Raw genomic sequence first — 16,870 nt, forward strand, 5'->3', positions numbered from 1 at the left:
GAAAAGCAGGTACAGCCCGCCCGCGGTGAATCCGATCATCACCAGCAGCAGCGGCAGCTGTCCGGTGATCTGGTCCCGCCTGGCGAGGAGCGAGATCGCCCGGTCGTGAGCGGCGACGGCTGCGACGACGTGGCCGATCACCACCGCCACCACCTTGACCGTCGCCAGCACGCTGGGGTGGTAGGAGAACCAGTACGAGGGCTCCAACGACGCGGTGCCCAGGATGTCCCAGCCCTTCCCGAACGGGTCGCTGGCGCGGGCAAGGGTCTGGGTGCCGACGTCGATGAACAGCGTGAGGTAGTGGGCCACGATGTAGGCCAGGACGATCGGCACGATGGAGTGCGCGTACCGGCGTGGCAGCTCACGACGGACCTCACCGCCGCTCGATGTCAGCGCGCTCCCGACGCCGAGCAGGACGCCCGCCGTCAGACAGAAGGTCAGCAGCGCCGCGTTGTCGAGCATCCCCTTGCTGAGCGGGGAGTCCTGGTAGGTCTGGACCCAGAAGGAGGACTCGGCGAACGAGTCGAACGCGGTGCTGCCGAACAGGACCGCCACGACTGCGACCAGGCCGGGTCGCGGCTCGATGGTGGAGAGGTTCGCCAGCGGACTGCGCAGCACCAGGCGGCGCTCCCGGACCGCCCAGGGCGACAGCTTCGCGATGAGCGAGGAGTAGACCTCGAAGGGGTCGGCCCGTTCGTAGAACCGGTTGCCGAAGAGGGCGCCGCCCACGAGCATCACGCCCACGTAGATCGCGCACCACAGCCGCACGGATCCCAGCTCGGTCGGGTAGCGGTACGCCAGCTCCAGCCACACGAACGCGTAGAGGCCCAGCGCCGCCGGCCAGTACCCGAGCCACTCGGGGTAGGTGAGCATCCCCTCGTCCGGGTCGCTCCCCGCGAGCCTGGCGATGCCTGCGTTGATGGTCCGCAGCGGGCTGATCGCCTTCCACACCGGCCCCAGCAGGGCGGAGGCGAACACCAGCCCGACCCACCACCAGACGTAGACGATCCCGAAGAACGGGTTCGTCAGGGAGTTCTGGCCGAACACGGCGCAGGCGACGGTGTACGCCGTCAGCAGCAGGCCGAGCGCACGCAGGCCGCCCCGGAAGTACGACGACCGCACAGCCGCGTCGAGCCACGCCGGCGCCGCTCGGCCACCCGGCTCGGTGTAGCGGGGCAGCCGCCACGCGACGACGAGGACCGTGAAGGAGACGACCAGTGCGGCGACCGCGCCGGAGATCGCCAGCTCGAGAGGGATCGGCAGGTCGGCGGAGCCGCCGATGCCGTGCGCCTCGGGCGCTTCGGTCACCGGGATCCCCGCGCGATCGTTCGGCGCAGGAGCGCAGCGGAGGAGACGAGGAGTCGCGTCGGGTGGGTCATCGGACCTCGAGCTGGACGATGACCTGGTCGAGCTCATGCGACTCGACCTCGACCACGCCGGGCCGGTCGATTCGGATCGGGAAGGTCTCGGTCCCCGCCTCGAAGGCGAACTCCTGCTCGGACTCGGAGTGGATGTGCAGAGAGCCGGGCTCGTCGGCGGTCACGACGAGGTCGATCGGCTGGCCGGCGGCGACGTCGACGCGCTCACCGTTCGGCTCGACCGTGCCGTCCGCGAAGGTGATCTCGACGACCACAGGCTCGTCGGTGCTCGCCTTCGGGTCCTCACCGCACGCCGTGGCGCCGGCCAGCACGGTGGCGCCGGCGACCAGGGCGCCGACGATCCGCATCCGCTGCATGTGTTTCCTCCTGGGGGGCGGAGCGCCTCGTGGACGGGGGTCCGGTCGTGGCGGGGTTCTCTGTCAGAATCTCATGTGATCCCGAGACGTCCGGATGGGGCCCGGGCGTCAGCAGCTCGGGGGCTCCCGATCAGAGGCTGGAGATCGACGTGGTGGACCGGGTGCGACTGCGCGACCTGGCGTTCCTTGCCGAGGAGACGCCGGAGGCGCCGCAGCACAACGCCACGATCGAGATCTTCGATCCGGGTGACGACCAGCTCGACCACGCGCGCCTGGTCGAGCTGATCTGCGACCGGATCGCGTTCGTGCCGCGCTACCGCCAGCGGTTGCAGAGCGTGCCCGGCCACCTCGCCAACCCGGTCTGGGTCGACGACGAGAAGTTCGATGTGGGCTTCCACGTGCGCCGCTCCGCCCTGCCTCGCCCGGGGACGTCCGCGCAGCTGCTCGAGCTCGTCTCACGGATCGTCTCGCGCCCTCTCGACCGCACCCGGCCGCTGTGGGAGATGTACTTCGTCGAGGGCCTCGAGGGTGGCAAGGTAGCGCTCCTCTACAAGACCCACCAGGCGCTGGTCGACGGGGTGCACACCCTCGACCTCGGCCAGCTGCTGCTGGACCCGAAGCCGGAGCCGCGCGAGCTCGATCCCGACGACTGGTCCCCGCGCCGCTCGCCCAACCCGGCCCAGCTGCTCACGCATGCCGTACGTGAGAACCTGACCGACCCCGCTTCGCTGCTCGACACGGTGCGGACCGGATCGCGGGCGCTGGCGCGCACCGCCGACCGCCGCAGCCAGCGGGCGCGGTCCTTCATGTCGGCGGCCACCGGGCGCCGCCCGAAGTCCGGCGGGGTGCTCGCCGGGCCGCTCTCGCAGCAGCGTCGGATCGTCGCGGTCCAGACCCAGCTCGTCGACTACCGCCGGATCCGTGACGCTCATGGCGGCACGATCAACGACGTCATCCTGGCCACCATCACCGGCGCGTTGCGTGCCTGGCTGATGACGCGCGCGGAGTCGCTCGGCGGCCTGCGTCAGGTCCGTGCCCTGGTGCCGGTGTCGGTGATCGACGAGGAGCTCGAGGCCACCTCCCTCGGCAGTCAGATCGCCCCGCACTTCGTCGACCTGCCGGTGGGGGAGCCCAGTGCCGTCGTACGGCTGCACCAGGTGTCGTACTCCTTCCAGGCCCACAAGGACACCGGCCGCAGCGTCGCCGCCAACCGGATCGCCGGGATCGCGGGTTTCGCGCCGACGACCTTCCACGCGATCGGCTCCCGACTCGCCGCCGCGGAGCTGCGCCGCGGCTACCAGATCTCGGTCACCAACGTCCCCGGCCCGCAGGCTCCGCTCTACGCGGCCGGCGCCCGTATGCTCGCGAGCTACCCGGTGCCGCCGCTGCTGCCCGGTCACCCGCTCGCCATCGGCGTCACCTCCTACGACGGCGGCGTCTACTACGGCATCACCGCGGACCGCGACTGGATCCCCGACGCCGACCTCCTGGGCGTGTGCCTGCGTGAGGCGATCGACGAGCTGCTCGACCTCTCCTCGGCCACCCGGCAGCGTGCGCCGCGCGGCCGCCGCGGCCCGACGCCCAAGCGCTGACCTGGGCCCGACCGCGCTCGCGCGACCGGGCGGAGACGACGCAGTATCGTCGCAAAGCATGGACGCCATCACGTTCCCGCCGGCTCCGACGAACGAGCCGAACCTCACCTATGCGCCTGGCACCCCGGAGCGCGAAGCCCTCACCACAGAGCTCATCACCCTCGGCTCTGCGCCTTCCAAGCAGCTCGACGCCCACATCGGCGGCGAGTGGACGCCCGGCGGCGGCGAGGAGATCGCCGTCGTACAGCCGCACGCGCACCAGCGGGTGCTCGGTGTGCTCCGCAACAGCACGACCGACGACGCGAAGCGTGCGATCGACGCGGCGCGCGCGGCCGCGCCGGAGTGGCGTGCGATGGCGTTCGACGAGCGGTGCGCCATCCTGCTCCGGGCCGCGGAGCTGCTCGCCGGCCCGTGGCGGCAGCGGCTCAACGCGGCGACGATGCTCGGCCAGTCGAAGACCTCAGTCCAGGCGGAGATCGACGCAGCCTGCGAGCTGATCGACTTCTGGCGGTTCAACGTTCACTTCGCGAAGCAGATCCTCACCGAGCAGCCGATCGCCAACAGCCGCGGGATCTGGAACCGCACCGACCATCGCCCGCTCGAGGGCTTCGTCTACGCCGTCACGCCGTTCAACTTCACCGCCATCGCGGGCAACCTGCCGACCGCGCCCGCGCTGATGGGCAACACGGTGATCTGGAAGCCGAGCCCCACCCAGCAGTTCGCCGCCACCGTGACGATGGAGCTGCTGCTGGAGGCCGGCCTGCCCCCGGGCGTGATCAACATGCTGCCCGGTGACGGTCTCGCCGTGTCCGAGGTCGCGCTCGCCCATCCCGACCTCGCCGGGATCCATTTCACCGGCTCGACCGCCACGTTCCAGAAGCTGTGGCAGGCAGTCGGCGCCAACCTGACCGGTTACCGGACCTACCCGCGACTGGTGGGGGAGACGGGAGGCAAGGACTTCATCATCGCCCACCCCTCGGCGGACCCGGCCGTGCTGCGGACCGCGATGATCCGAGGCGCGTTCGAGTACTCCGGCCAGAAGTGCTCGGCCGCCTCGCGCGCCTACGTCCCGCGCTCGCTCTGGGCGCGCATGGGCGATGACCTCGCCTCGGAGACCGACGCTCTCGGCGTGGGTGACCCGACCGACTTCACCAACTTCACCGGAGCGGTGATCGACCGTCGGGCCTTCGCCAAGCACACCGCCGCGATCGAGCGGGCCCACGCGACCGAGGGGCTGCAGGTCGTCGCCGGCGGCACCACCGACGACAGCGTCGGCTGGTTCGTGCGCCCCACGGTCGTCGTCGCCGAGGACCCCACCGACGAGATGTTCTCGACCGAGTACTTCGGGCCGATCCTCGTCGTCCACGTGTACGACGACCGCGACCCGGGCGCTTTCGAGTCGGTCGTGCGGCAGGCGGAGTCGGCGGCGCCGTACGCGCTCACCGGCTCGGTGCTCGCCACCGATCGCGCGGCGATCGAGTGGGCGAGCGAGGAGCTGCGCTTCGCGGCGGGCAACTTCTACGTCAACGACAAGCCGACCGGAGCGGTGGTCGGCCAACAGCCGTTCGGCGGCGCGCGTGGGTCGGGCACCAACGACAAGGCCGGCTCGGCGCTCAACCTGCTGCGCTGGACCTCGCCGCGGTCGATGAAGGAGACGCTGGTCCCGCCGACCGACCATCGGTACCCGCACATGGGCTGACCGGGGGAGGTGGGACCATGGACCGGTGATCCCACTCCACCTGGGCGCGCTCCACCCCGTGGAGCAGGCGGCCACCGTAGCCCTGGCCTTCGGGCCGTTCGTGGTGCTCGGGATCGTGATCGCCCTGCGTCGTCGGGCCGAGCGTGACGAGCAGGAGCCGGTCGGCCCGGACCTGCCCGAGGGCTAGCGGGCCAGGTACTCCTGCCCGGTGCGGTGCTCGGCCTTGAGCGCGCTCTTGAGCAGTTTGGCGAGGAGCTCCTCGATCTTGCCGGCCACCAGCGGGATCTTGACCTTGACCTCCATGTCCACGGTCTCGGTGGTCACGCCGTCCTTCTCCACCAGGCGGGCGGTGCCGCGCATCTCGCCGGGCTTGCCGGGGATCGCGACGACGATGTCGGCCTCCGTCGGACTCGACCAGTTCTCGGTCTGCACGACGCTCGCCGTCTCGCCGACGAACTTCCGTGCGAACGACGGGACGCGGTCGGTCGGCTGATCCATCTCGATCCTCACCTGCTTCGCGGCGACACCCCCCTCGACGGTCACCGTGAAGGTGGTGGCCTTGATGGCGGTGCAGACCTCCTCCCGGAACTTCGGGTCCGACAGCATCGCCGCCACCGCCTCAGCAGGGGCGTCGTACACCATCTCGTGGACCAAGCGCGTCGCCATCTTCAGCGGTCTCCCTTCAGCCAGGCCTGGCCGACGGAGAGCTCCGTGGACAGGCCGTCGTCGATGTTGTCGGTCATCAGCTTCTCCAGCTTGCCGCCGACCAGGGGAACCTTGACGGTCACCTCGAGCTCGACGACGTGTCGGGTCCCCTCGCCGTCGGGCACCAGCGCCAGGGTGCCGAACGCCCTCGTCGGCTTGCCCGGCGCCGTGATCTCGATCGTGCCGCGGTCGGGGCCGCTCCACTCCTCGCGCACGACCGCCTGCGTCGTGTCGCCGGCGAACTTCCTCGCGATCGTGGGGAGCCCCCGGGTGTGCTGCACCTGGTCGACCACCATCGTGAAGCCGTCGCCCTGCGGCGTGTGCGTCACCTCCGCGGACACGACATCCTGGGCGGCTGCGACCTTCTCGCGGAACGCCGGGTCGGCGAGCATCGCGAACACCTCGTCGGGTGTCGCCTCGTAGGCAAGTTCGCGGCGGAAGAACATCTGGACATCATGGCGCATCACGAATCGGTGACGACCGCGGCGTGGCCGCGGTGGTGTGTTGTGGCCGCACCAGCCGGGGCCTACTGTCAAAGCGTGTCAACGTCGACGCTGCAGCCCTCCGTGCCGGGGGCAGACCGGGACCGCATCTTCGAGCAGGCGGCCGCCGCGGCCGGTCCGCCCAAGGGCAGCGGTGGACCGCCGCGGAGCGCGCTGCCCGCGCTGCTGCCGGCCTACTACCGGCACGTGGCCACCGAGGAGCTCGCGGCCCGTAGCGACGTCGACGTGTACGGCGGTTTCGCGTCGCACCACCACCTGGCTCTCGACCGCACCCCGGGTACGGCGAAGGTGCGGGTGTTCACGCCGACGGTCGCCGAGCACGGGTGGTCCGCCGCGGGGCACACCGTCGTCGAGGTCGTGGTCGACGACATGCCGTTCCTCGTCGACTCCCTGACCATGGAGCTGGCCCGCCAGGTCCACGACGTTCACGTCGTGGTGCACCCCACCTTCGACGTACGCCGAGGGGAGGATGGTCGCCTGGCATCGGCCGAGCCCGTGTCGGCCGGTTCCGTCGACCCGCCTGAGGGCGTGATCCGCGAGTCGTGGATGCACATCGAGATCGGTCGCCTCAGCGGCGAGGGCGACGACGACCCCGACCGCGTCGCGGCCGAGATCCACCGGGTCCTCGGTGACGTCCGCGCCGCCGTCGAGGACTGGCCGCAGATGAGCGAGCGGGTCGGGGAGATCGTCAGCGGTCTGCGGGAGGATCCGCCACCGCTCGACGAAGGGGAGGTGCGGCAGGCCGCGGCCCTGCTGTCCTGGCTCGCCGAGGAGCACTTCACGTTCCTGGGCTACCGCGAGTACGTCCTGGACAAGGCGCGGGTGGACGGCGCCGCGGCCGAGGAGGAGGTGCTGCGGGCCGTCCCCGGCACGGGGCTCGGCATCCTGCGAGAGCACCCCCATCAGGAGGCGTCCTCGATCGCGTTCAGCCGGCTGCCGGAGGCCGTCAAGGCGAAGGCCCGGGAGAAGACCCTGCTGGTGCTGGCGAAGGCGAACTCCCGATCGACGGTGCACCGGCCGGCCTATCTCGACTACGTCGGCTTGAAGACCTTCGGCCCCGACGGCGAGGTCGTCGGCGAGCGCCGGTTCCTGGGGCTGCTGTCGAGCGCCGCGTACACGGAGTCGCTGCTGCGGATCCCGCTCCTGCGCGAGAAGGTCGCCGAGGTGATGCGGCGCAGCGGTCACGACCCGCACAGCCACGACGGCAGCGCGCTGCTCGACACCCTCGAGACCTATCCGCGCGACGAGCTCTTCCACACGCCGGTCGACGAGCTCGCCCCGGTCGCCGAGGCCGCCATGCAGGCCCGCGAACGACGTGCTCTGCGCCTCTTCGTCCGGCGCGACACCTACGGCCGCTACCTCTCCGTGCTCGTCTACCTGCCGCGTGACCGCTACAACACCGGCGTCCGCCACAAGTTCGTGCGGATCCTCACCGAGCAGATCGGGAAGGGCCGGATCGGACCGGAGTCGGTCGAGTTCAACGTCAGCATCAACGAGTCGACGACAGCGCGGGTGCACTTCGTCGTCCGCCTCCCCAAGGGGGAGCTGATCCCCGACGACATCGACACCGCCGACCTGGAGCGGCGGCTGATGGAGGCATCGCGGTCATGGCAGGAGGACTTCCTCCAGGCTGTGATCGCTGAGTACGGCGAGGAGGTCGGCGCGCTGCTCGGCCGCCGCTACCTCGACGCGTTCCCCGAGGCGTACAAGGAGGACTTCAGCCCGCGGACAGCTGCGGTCGACCTGGGCAGGATCGAGGGCATCCAGGGCGACAGCGGGATCGACCAGTCGCTGTACTCCGACCTCGACGCCGCCGACGGCGAGGCGCGACTGAAGCTGTTCCGGGTGGGGGACCCGCTGTCCCTCTCGGGTGTGCTTCCGATGCTCTCCTCGATGGGGGTGGAGGTCGTCGACGAGCGGCCCTACTCCCTGACCGGGCTCGAGCGAAGGACCCACATCTACGACTTCGGCCTCCGCTACGGCAGTGCGCTGCCCGAGCACGCCCGCGAGCTGTTCTCCAGCGCGCTCCGCGCCATGTGGGACGGCTTCACCGAGACCGACGGGTTCAACCGGCTGGTGCTGCGCGCCCGACTGACCTGGCGGCAGGCGATGCTGCTGCGCGCCTACGCGAAGTACATGAAGCAGGGCAACAGTCCGTTCGCGGTCGACTCGATCGAGCAGGCGCTCGTGGACAACGTCGACCTCGCACGACTGCTCGTCGAGCTCTTCCAGGTCCGGTTCGACCCGGACGCCGAGGCCGGCCGCGAGCAGCGCCAGGCCGACTTGGTGAGCAAGATCCGCAGGGCGCTCGACGACGTGGTCAGCCTCGACCACGACCGGATCCTGCGCTCCTACCTGACGCACATCCAGGCCACCCTGCGCACCAACTACTTCCAGCACGGCGACAAGCGGGGCGTGCCGAAGCCGTACCTGTCCCTCAAGCTCGAGCCGTCCGCCATCCCGGACCTGCCCCAGCCGCGACCGAAGTTCGAGATCTTCGTCCACTCCCCCCGGGTCGAGGGCGTCCACCTGAGGTTCGGCGCCGTCGCACGCGGCGGCCTGCGCTGGTCAGACCGCCGAGACGACTTCCGCACCGAGGTCCTCGGCCTGGTCAAGGCGCAGATGGTGAAGAACACGGTGATCGTGCCGGTCGGCGCGAAGGGCGGGTTCTACGCCAAACAGCTGCCGGACGCGAGCGACCGCGAGGCGTGGATGGCCGAGGGCATCGCCTGCTACAAGACCTTCATCCGCGGCCTGCTCGACGTCACCGACAACCTGGCGGCGGGGGAGACGGTGCCGCCCGCCCGGGTGGTGCGCCATGACGCCGACGACGCCTACCTGGTGGTCGCGGCGGACAAGGGCACCGCGACGTTCTCCGACATCGCCAACGGTGTCGCGCAGGACTACGGGTTCTGGCTGGGCGACGCGTTCGCCAGCGGTGGCTCGGTGGGGTACGACCACAAGGCGATGGGCATCACGGCGAAGGGCGCGTGGGTCTCGGTCCGCCGCCACTTCCGCGAGATGGGCATCGACTGCCAGACCCAGGACATCGCCGTGGTCGGCATCGGCGACATGTCCGGCGACGTCTTTGGCAACGGCATGCTCTGCTCGGAGCACATCCGGCTGGTCGCGGCGTTCGACCACCGCGACATCTTCATCGACCCGGAACCGGACGCGGCGACGTCGTTCGCCGAGCGGCGCCGGCTCTTCGAGCTGCCCCGGTCGAGCTGGCAGGACTACGACAGGTCGCTGATCTCCGAGGGTGGCGGGGTCTTCCCGCGCAGCGCCAAGTCGATCCCGGTCAACAAGCACATCCGCGCCTCGCTGGGCATCGCCGGGCACGTCGAGCGGCTGACGCCGGCGGAGCTGATGCGCGCGATCCTGCTGGCGCCCGTCGACCTGTTGTGGAACGGCGGCATCGGCACCTACGTGAAGGCATCGACCGAGACCCACGGTGACGCCGGGGACAAGTCCAACGACGCCATCCGGGTCGACGGCGCCCAGCTGCGCGCGCGCTGCGTCGGCGAGGGAGGGAACCTCGGGCTCACCCAACGCGGCCGGATCGAGTACGCGATGAACGGCGGGCGGATCAACACCGACTTCATCGACAACTCCGCCGGCGTCGACACCTCGGACCACGAGGTGAACCTCAAGATCCTGCTGGACCGGGTGGTCGCGGACGGCGACCTCACCCGCAAGCAGCGCAACGCGCTGCTGGCGTCGATGACCGACGAGGTCGCCGAGCTGGTGCTGCGCGACAACTACGACCAGAACCTCGCCCTGGCCAACGCCGCCAGGAACGCGCCGTCGCTGCTCCACGTCCACGAGCAGTGGATGCGCGACCTGCAGAAGAAGGGCCTGCTCGACCGTGAGCTGGAGGCGCTCCCGGGCACCAAGGAGGTACGACGGCGGCTGGAGGCCGGTGGTGCCCTGACGCAGCCGGAGCTGGCCGTCCTCATGGCCTACACCAAGATCGTGCTCGCGGAGGAGCTGCTGGCCTCGGACCTCACCGAGGACCCCTACCTCACGCTCGATCTCGAGTCGTACTTCCCCCGACCGATCCAGGACGGGTTCCGTGAGCAGATCGGGCAGCACCCGCTGCGCCGCGAGATCATCGTCACCCAGGTCGTCAACGACCTCGTGAACGGTGCGGGCATGACCTACTGGCCGCGGCTGACGGGTGAGACCGGCGCGAGCGCGGCCGAGCTGACCAGGGCCAACTTCGTGGCGCGGGAGATCTTCGGGTCGTTCGCGCTGCGCAGGGAGCTCGAGGACTACGACAACGTGCTCGACGCCGGCGTGCAGACCCGGATGCGGGTCGAGATGCGCACGCTGGTCGAGCGGGCCTCCCGCTGGCTGCTCACCAACCGCCGGCCACCGCTGGACAGCCAGGCCACCGTCGACCTGTTCGCCAACCCGGTGCAGGCCACGATGCTCGAGCTGCCGCAGCTCCTCACCGGTGCCGAGCTCGCCGCCTACGAGGCCCGACGCCGCTCGCTGGAGTCCCAGCAGGTTCCTGAGGATTTGGCGGCCCGCGTGGCGGCGTACGACGTGGCGTACGCGCTGTTGAACGTCGTGGAGATCGCGACCCGCGACGGGCTGCCCCCCTCCGACGTCGCGCGGGTGCACTTCGTGCTGGGGGAGCGGTTGGGGCTGTCGGTGCTGCAGCAGCGGATCGTCGACCTGCCACGGGCCGACCAGTGGCAGACGATGGCGCGCGCTGCGCTGCGCGACGACCTGCACGCGGTGCACGCGCAACTGACCGGCCAGGTCCTTCGCGAGACGGCGGCGGTCGTCGACGGCGCGGTGGAGGACCGGCAGGAGGCCTCCGCCCGGCGCGTCGCGGCGTGGGAGCAGCTGACCGGGGGCGTGGTGGAGAACGCCGTCGCGGCGCTCACGGCGGTGTGTGCGGAGGAGCCGGCCGACATCGCGAAGGTCTCCGTGGGCCTGCGCGTGGTGCGCGGCCTGCTCGCCTGAGCCCTGGCGCGCGCGCCGTCGGCTTTCATAAAGGACTCGCCGACTGTCGGTGTCGAGACCTAGGGTCGAAACACCGATGTCGACGAACTCCACGAGCCCGGCTCCGGCGACGCGAGACCCGCAGCAGCCCGACCCGGACAGTCCGCCCCCGGCAGGCGTCCACTCGCTGTGGCGCCTGCGGGGGTACCTGCGCCCCCACGCGTGGGCCATGGCCATCATGCTCGCCACCGCGCTCCTCGGGGTCGGCGTGGCCGTCGCGATCCCGCTGGTCACCCGTGCGCTGATCGACGGCCCGATCACCCAGGGCGAGCTCGACCCGGTGCTCCCCCTGGGGCTGCTGGCGCTGGCACTTGGCGTGACCGAGGCGCTCCTCATGTGGCTACGGCGCTGGGTGCAGTCCAGCGCCGTGCTCTCGATGGAGACCGCGATGCGCCACGACCTCTACGCCCATCTCCAGGCCCTGCCGATGGCCTTCCACAGCCGCTGGCAGTCCGGCCAGCTGCTGTCGCGCGCGACCACCGACCTCTCGGCGATCCGCCGGTTCGCCGGCTTCGGCCTGCTGTTCCTCCTCATCAACATCGTCCAGGTGGTCGCGGTCACCGTGGTGCTGCTCGAGATGTACTGGCCGCTGGGGCTGGTGGTCGCCGTCGCCGCCGCGCCGATCGTCTGGCTGTCGCGTCGCTTCGAGAGCCGGTACGTCCTGATCTCGCGCCGCGTCCAGGACGAGCAGGGTGACCTCGCCACCCGAGCCGAGGAGGGTGCGGTCGGCATCCGCGTCGTGAAGTCCTTCGGTCGCAGCGACTACATCAGCGACCAGTACGAGCGGGCGGCGCGGGCGCTCCACGACACCAGCATGGAGAAGGTCCGCCTCGCGGCGCGGTTCTGGACCTTCCTCGACGTGATCCCCAACCTTGCCGTGGTCGTCGTGCTGCTGCTCGGCGCGATCGGCGTCGGACGGGGGGAGCTGACGCCCGGAGAGCTGGTGGCGTTCATCACCCTCATGCTGTCCCTGGTGTGGCCGGTCGCCGCGTTGGGCTACATCCTGGCGATGAGCCAGGAGGCGATGACGGCCGCTGCCCGGATCCTCGAGATCTTCGACACCCGGTCCGACATCACCGCCGGCACCCGGAGGATCGAGGAGGCGCGTGGGCATCTGGTCTTCGAGCGGGTGGACTTCGCCTTCCCCGACGCCCCCGGCGAGCCGGTCCTGCGCGGAGTCGACCTCGACCTCAGGCCCGGCGAGACGGTGGCGGTGGTCGGCGCCACCGGCTCCGGCAAGACAGCGCTCACCGCCCTCGTGCCAAGGCTGTACGACGTCAGCGGTGGCCGGGTCACGCTCGACGGCGTCGACATCCGCGACCTGGACCTCGATCATCTCCGCACGCTGGTGGCGACCGCGTTCGAGGACCCGACGCTGTTCTCGATGAGTGCCCGCGAGAACCTCACGCTCGGACGAGCCGACGCCAGCGACGCCGACATCGACGAGGCCATCGACATCGCCCAGGCCGGGTTCGTCCGCGACCTGCCGTGGGGCCTGGACACGCGCATCGGCGAGCAGGGGATGGCGCTCTCCGGGGGCCAGCGGCAGCGTCTCGCGCTGGCACGGGCGGTTCTCGCCAGGCCGGCGGTGCTGGTGCTCGACGACACGCTCTCGGCCCTCGACGTGCACACCGAGATGCTCGTGGAGGAGGCGCTGCGTCGGGTGCTGTCCGGCACCACCGGTCTGATCGTCGCCCACCGCGCCTCGACGGTGCTCCTCGCCGACCGGGTAGCCCTGCTCCAGGACGGCACGATCACCCACGTGGGCGAGCACAGCGAGCTCATGGCGACGGTCCCCGCCTACCGAGAGCTGCTCGCCGCCGACGCCGATGTCGAGGAGGAGGTGGCGTCGTGACCACGACCGACCGGACCTCCGACCAGACCTCCGACCAGGCCTCCGACCGGGGCGCGTCCTGGCGCGGCATCGCCGAGATCGACGGCATCGAGGCCGAGGAGCGCGCGGCGAGCGGGAGGTTCACCGGCGGCGCGGGCGCGCTGCTGCGCGACCTGCTCCGCCCCTACCGGGTCGCCCTCTGGGTCCTGGTCGCGATCGTGCTCGTCGAGAACGCCGCACGCCTCTCCATCCCGTACCTCGTCAAGGAGGGCATCGACACCGGCATCCCCCCGATCCGCGAGTCCGGCGACCTGCAGCCCCTGGTGGCGATCGTCGGACTCGTGCTCGCGGCGACGCTCACCCAGGCTGCCCTGCGCAACCTGTTCCTGGTGCGGTCGGGCAGGATCGGTCAGGACCTGCTGTTCGAGATCCGCCGCCGCGTGTTCCGCCACTTCCAGGCGCTGAGCCCGGCCTTCCACGACGACTACACCTCGGGCCGGGTGATCTCGCGTCAGACCTCCGACGTCGACGCGATCTACGAGATGCTGGAGACCGGGTTCGACGGACTGGTCACCGCGGCGCTCACCCTGGTCGGCACCGCCGGGCTGCTGCTGTTCCTCGACGTCGAGCTCGGCCTGGTCGCGCTCGCCTGCGGCCCGTTCCTCTTCTGGATCTCCACCTGGTTCCGCAAGGCGTCGGCGAAGAGCTATGAGCGGACCCGGGAGAAGGTCGCCCTGGTGATCGTCCACTTCGTCGAGTCGATGGGTGGCATCCGAGCGGTCCAGGCGTTCCGCCGCGAGGCGCGCAACCAGGAGATCTTCGACGACGTCAACGACCAGTACCGGAGCGCGAACCTCGTCGCCTTCCGGCTGCTCGCGTGGTTCATGCCCGGCATCCGGCTGATCGGGAACGTGACGATCGCCGTCGTCCTCCTGTACGGCGGCTACCTGGCGTTCCACGGCGAGGTGACCGTCGGGGTGCTGGCGGCCTTCCTGCTCTACCTTCGGCAGTTCTTCGAGCCGATGCAGGAGATCAGTCAGTTCTACAACACCTTCCAGTCGGCCTCCGCCGCGCTCGAGAAGCTGGCCGGCGTGCTCCGCGAGGAACCCGACGTGCCCGAGCCCCTGCGCCCGGTGCCGATGCCGGCCGCGCGCGGTGAGGTGACCTTCGAGGCCCTCGACTTCTCCTACGTGCCCGACCGACCGGTGTTGCGCGGGCTCGACCTCGTCGTACCTGCCGGGCAGACGCTCGCCGTCGTCGGCACCACGGGGGCGGGCAAGACCACCGTCGCGAAGCTGGCGACCCGGTTCTACGACCCCGCCGCCGGGCGGGTGCTGCTCGACGGCGTCGACCTGCGCGACCTGACCTCGACCGACCTGCGCCGCGCCGTGGTCATGGTGACCCAGGAGAACTATCTCTTCTCCGGCTCGATCGCCGACAACATCCGGTTCGGCCGGCCCGAGGCCACGCAGCAGGAGATCGAGACGGCGACCCGCGCGCTCGGGGCCCACGACTTCATCGCGGCGATGCCGCAGGGCTACCAGACCCACGTCGCCAACCAAGGCGGCCGGCTCAGCGCCGGCCAGCGCCAGCTGGTGGCGTTCGCCCGCGCGTTCCTCGCCGACCCGGCGGTGCTGATCCTCGACGAGGCCACCTCGTCCCTCGACGTGCCGTCCGAGCGGCTGGTCCAGCAGGCGCTCCGCACGGTGCTCGCGGGCCGCACCGCGGTGATCATCGCCCACCGGCTCTCGACCGTGGAGATCGCCGACCGGGTGATCGTGATGGAGCACGGCCGGATCGTCGAGGACGGTGCGCCCGCGGACCTGGTCGCCGGCGGGCACGGACGCTACTCCGATCTTCACGACGCCTGGGTCGACTCCCTGGCATAGGTCCGTCGGGTCGGGCGTTGCGGGCGTTGCTGCGTCGGGCGAATCCCGGTCAGCGGGTACCTCCGGCCCCTAGGCTGCTTCTGCACCCTTCGAGGAGAGGCGCCTGTGTACGACATCACCGTGATCCTGGCCCAGCTCGCCCTGATCATCGTCGTCGCCCGGCTCGCCGGCATCGCGGCGGGGAAGGTCGGCATCCCACCCGTCGTCGGTGAGATCTTCGCCGGCGTGCTCCTCGGCCCGAGCCTGCTCGGCGTCGAGTTCAGCAACACCCTGTTCCCCCTCGACACCAGGCCCTTCCTGTCGCTGCTGGCCAGCATCGGCCTGGTGCTCTTCATGTTCGTCGTGGGCCTCGAGCTCGACGTCTCGCTCGTGAAGGGGCGTGGACGCGTCGCCGCGTCGGTGTCCGTCATGTCGATCGTGCTGCCGTTCACGATGGGCGTCGGGTTGGCCAAGCTCCTCGACGACCTGCGCCCGGCCGGGGCCGACTTCCTGCCCTTCGCGCTCTTCATGGGTGCCGCGATGAGCATCACCGCGTTCCCCGTGCTCGCGCGGATCCTCACCGATCGACGGATGCACCGCACCGAGACCGGAGGGTTGGCGCTCGCCTGCGCCGCTACGGACGACGTGCTGGCGTGGACGCTGCTCGCGGTCGTGATCGGCATCGCCGGCGGCGCTGACCATGGCCACGGCCCGAGCTGGGTGATCTACCTGGCAGTGCCGTTCGCGCTGGTCGCGATCTTCGTGGTCCGGCCGCTGCTCACCACCCTCACCTCGATGTACCGCAAGGCCGGCGAGCTGACCCCGACGATCCTCTCGATCGTCCTGGTCGGCCTGCTCCTGTTCGCGACCGCCACCGAGTACCTCGGTGTCCACTACATCTTCGGCGCCTTCCTGTTCGGCGCGATCCTCCCGCACGAGGACGCTGCGAAGCTGCGCCACGAGATTTTGGTCCGGCTCGAGCAGATCTCCGTCCTGCTCCTCCTGCCGGTCTTCTTCCTGGTCTCCGGCCTGAAGGTCGACCTGCGCGGCCTGAGTCTGGAGAACCTCGTCCAGCTCGTCGCCATCCTCGCCGTCGCCATCGTCGGCAAGTACGTCGGCGCCTACGTCGGTGCGCGCTCCGCAGGCGTTCCACACTGGCAGGCCAACGCGCTGGGGATCTTGATGAACACCCGAGGACTGACCGAGCTGGTGATCCTCAACGTCGGCCTCGAGCTCGGTCTGCTCAGCCAGGAGCTGTTCACGATGATGGTCGTGATGGCCCTGGTCACGACCGTGATGACCGGTCCGTTGCTCGGGTTCGCCTATCCCGCCCGCCGCGTGGCACGCGACATCGCCGAGGCGGAACGCGCGGCGCTGGGCGACGAGGCGGTCGACCGGATCCTGGTGCTGGCCCGGCCCAGACAGAGCAGCTCGGTCCTCGTCGAGCTGGCCGTGGCGCAGCTCGCGGGAGCCCGCCCGGCGGAGATCGTGGTCGCGGACCTGCAGCCCCAGGGTCGACCCCTCGAGGTCGGCAGCGGGCTGTCCCTCGAGCTGGCCGAGATGGCCGAGGCGATGGAGCGCCAGCAGGTGCTCGTCCACCGCGGCGAGGAGCTCGGCATCCCGGTCCGAGTCATCGCGCACCCGAGTGCCGACGTCGAGCAGGACCTCGTCGAGCTGGTCGCCGCGCTGGCTCCGCAGGGCCTGATCGCGTGGTCCGACGACCCGGCCCTCGGCGCGGTCGTGGCCGCCAACGAGTCACCGGTCGCGGTGGTGGCTGCCGGCACGCCGCCCCTCGACGACGACGCCCATGTCGTCGTGAACTGGACCGGCGACACCCACAGCGAGGCCGCTCTGCTCCTGGGCGCCCGGGTCGCGGTCGCCCGCGGCACCACGGTGGAGCTGCGCGGGGACGGCGGTC

11 protein-coding genes are annotated in these 16,870 nt (G+C 70.6%); 7 read left to right on the forward strand and 4 right to left on the reverse strand.

The genetic code is table 11. The features are described from left to right. Together E7Z54_RS10060 and E7Z54_RS10065 are read right to left on the reverse strand one after the other, a co-directional pair. On the reverse strand, positions 1 to 1,308 hold a 1,308-nt coding region (locus E7Z54_RS10060; RefSeq protein ID WP_168798259.1), incomplete at its 3' end, for a hypothetical protein. 67 nt (positions 1,309 to 1,375) lie between these two features. Next, entirely contained in the window at positions 1,376 to 1,735 is a 360-nt protein-coding gene (locus E7Z54_RS10065) for a hypothetical protein (RefSeq protein WP_136433330.1), read from the reverse strand. 152 nt (positions 1,736 to 1,887) lie between these two features. On the opposite strand from E7Z54_RS10065, the gene E7Z54_RS10070 reads away from it, so the two are divergent. The 3 genes from E7Z54_RS10070 to E7Z54_RS23135 are packed head-to-tail and all read left to right on the forward strand — an operon-like array spanning position 1,888 to position 5,213. Further along, the gene (locus E7Z54_RS10070) at positions 1,888 to 3,327 is read left to right on the forward strand and encodes a WS/DGAT/MGAT family O-acyltransferase (protein ID WP_240769608.1); all 1,440 of its coding nucleotides are present in this window, start codon (positions 1,888 to 1,890) and stop codon (positions 3,325 to 3,327) included. Positions 3,328 to 3,385: 58 nt separating this feature from the next. Beyond that, positions 3,386 to 5,026, forward strand: coding sequence for an L-glutamate gamma-semialdehyde dehydrogenase (gene pruA / locus E7Z54_RS10075; RefSeq protein ID WP_136433334.1), 1,641 nt, complete (start codon positions 3,386 to 3,388; stop codon positions 5,024 to 5,026). 25 nt (positions 5,027 to 5,051) lie between these two features. After that, the gene (locus E7Z54_RS23135; RefSeq protein ID WP_168798260.1) at positions 5,052 to 5,213 is read left to right on the forward strand and encodes a hypothetical protein; all 162 of its coding nucleotides are present in this window, start codon (positions 5,052 to 5,054) and stop codon (positions 5,211 to 5,213) included. Here the strand turns inward: E7Z54_RS23135 and E7Z54_RS10080 are convergent. Both E7Z54_RS10080 and E7Z54_RS10085 read right to left on the reverse strand, forming a co-directional pair. Further along, positions 5,210 to 5,692, reverse strand: coding sequence for a DUF2505 domain-containing protein (locus E7Z54_RS10080; protein ID WP_136433336.1), 483 nt, complete (start codon positions 5,690 to 5,692; stop codon positions 5,210 to 5,212). The two genes, E7Z54_RS23135 and E7Z54_RS10080, sit on opposite strands and share 4 nt — an antisense overlap. 2 nt (positions 5,693 to 5,694) lie before the next feature. Beyond that, the gene (locus E7Z54_RS10085; RefSeq protein WP_168798261.1) at positions 5,695 to 6,177 is read right to left on the reverse strand and encodes a DUF2505 domain-containing protein; all 483 of its coding nucleotides are present in this window, start codon (positions 6,175 to 6,177) and stop codon (positions 5,695 to 5,697) included. 93 nt (positions 6,178 to 6,270) lie between these two features. On the opposite strand from E7Z54_RS10085, the gene E7Z54_RS10090 reads away from it, so the two are divergent. From E7Z54_RS10090 to E7Z54_RS10105, 4 genes are all read left to right on the forward strand, one after another. After that, positions 6,271 to 11,211 (forward strand): NAD-glutamate dehydrogenase, encoded by a 4,941-nt coding sequence (locus tag E7Z54_RS10090; RefSeq protein WP_240769609.1) that lies wholly within the window; start codon positions 6,271 to 6,273, stop codon positions 11,209 to 11,211. 76 nt (positions 11,212 to 11,287) lie between these two features. Further along, complete coding sequence (locus tag E7Z54_RS10095; protein ID WP_136433342.1) at positions 11,288 to 13,105, forward strand: ABC transporter ATP-binding protein; 1,818 nt, start codon at positions 11,288 to 11,290, stop codon at positions 13,103 to 13,105. Beyond that, complete coding sequence (locus E7Z54_RS10100) at positions 13,102 to 14,973, forward strand: ABC transporter ATP-binding protein (RefSeq protein WP_206056121.1); 1,872 nt, start codon at positions 13,102 to 13,104, stop codon at positions 14,971 to 14,973. Before E7Z54_RS10095 ends, E7Z54_RS10100 begins: the two co-directional genes overlap by 4 nt. Before the next feature lie 105 nt (positions 14,974 to 15,078). Then, positions 15,079 to 16,870: cation:proton antiporter (locus E7Z54_RS10105; protein WP_136433344.1), on the forward strand; the 1,792-nt coding region annotated here is incomplete at its 3' end.

Source organism: Nocardioides sp. (assembly GCF_004803405.1).
In the GTDB taxonomy this organism is placed as follows: domain Bacteria; phylum Actinomycetota; class Actinomycetes; order Propionibacteriales; family Nocardioidaceae; genus Nocardioides; species Nocardioides vastitatis.

Bases quoted from the DNA above. Each gene is read 5' to 3' on its own strand.
- E7Z54_RS10065 (WP_136433330.1), bottom strand. From the start codon at position 1,735: ATGCAGCGGATGCGGATCGTCGGCGCCCTGGTCGCCGGCGCCACCGTG.
- pruA (WP_136433334.1), top strand. From the start codon at position 3,386: ATGGACGCCATCACGTTCCCGCCGGCTCCGACGAACGAGCCGAACCTC.
- E7Z54_RS10080 (WP_136433336.1), bottom strand. From the start codon at position 5,692: ATGGCGACGCGCTTGGTCCACGAGATGGTGTACGACGCCCCTGCTGAG.
- E7Z54_RS10085 (WP_168798261.1), bottom strand. From the start codon at position 6,177: ATGTTCTTCCGCCGCGAACTTGCCTACGAGGCGACACCCGACGAGGTG.
- E7Z54_RS10095 (WP_136433342.1), top strand. From the start codon at position 11,288: ATGTCGACGAACTCCACGAGCCCGGCTCCGGCGACGCGAGACCCGCAG.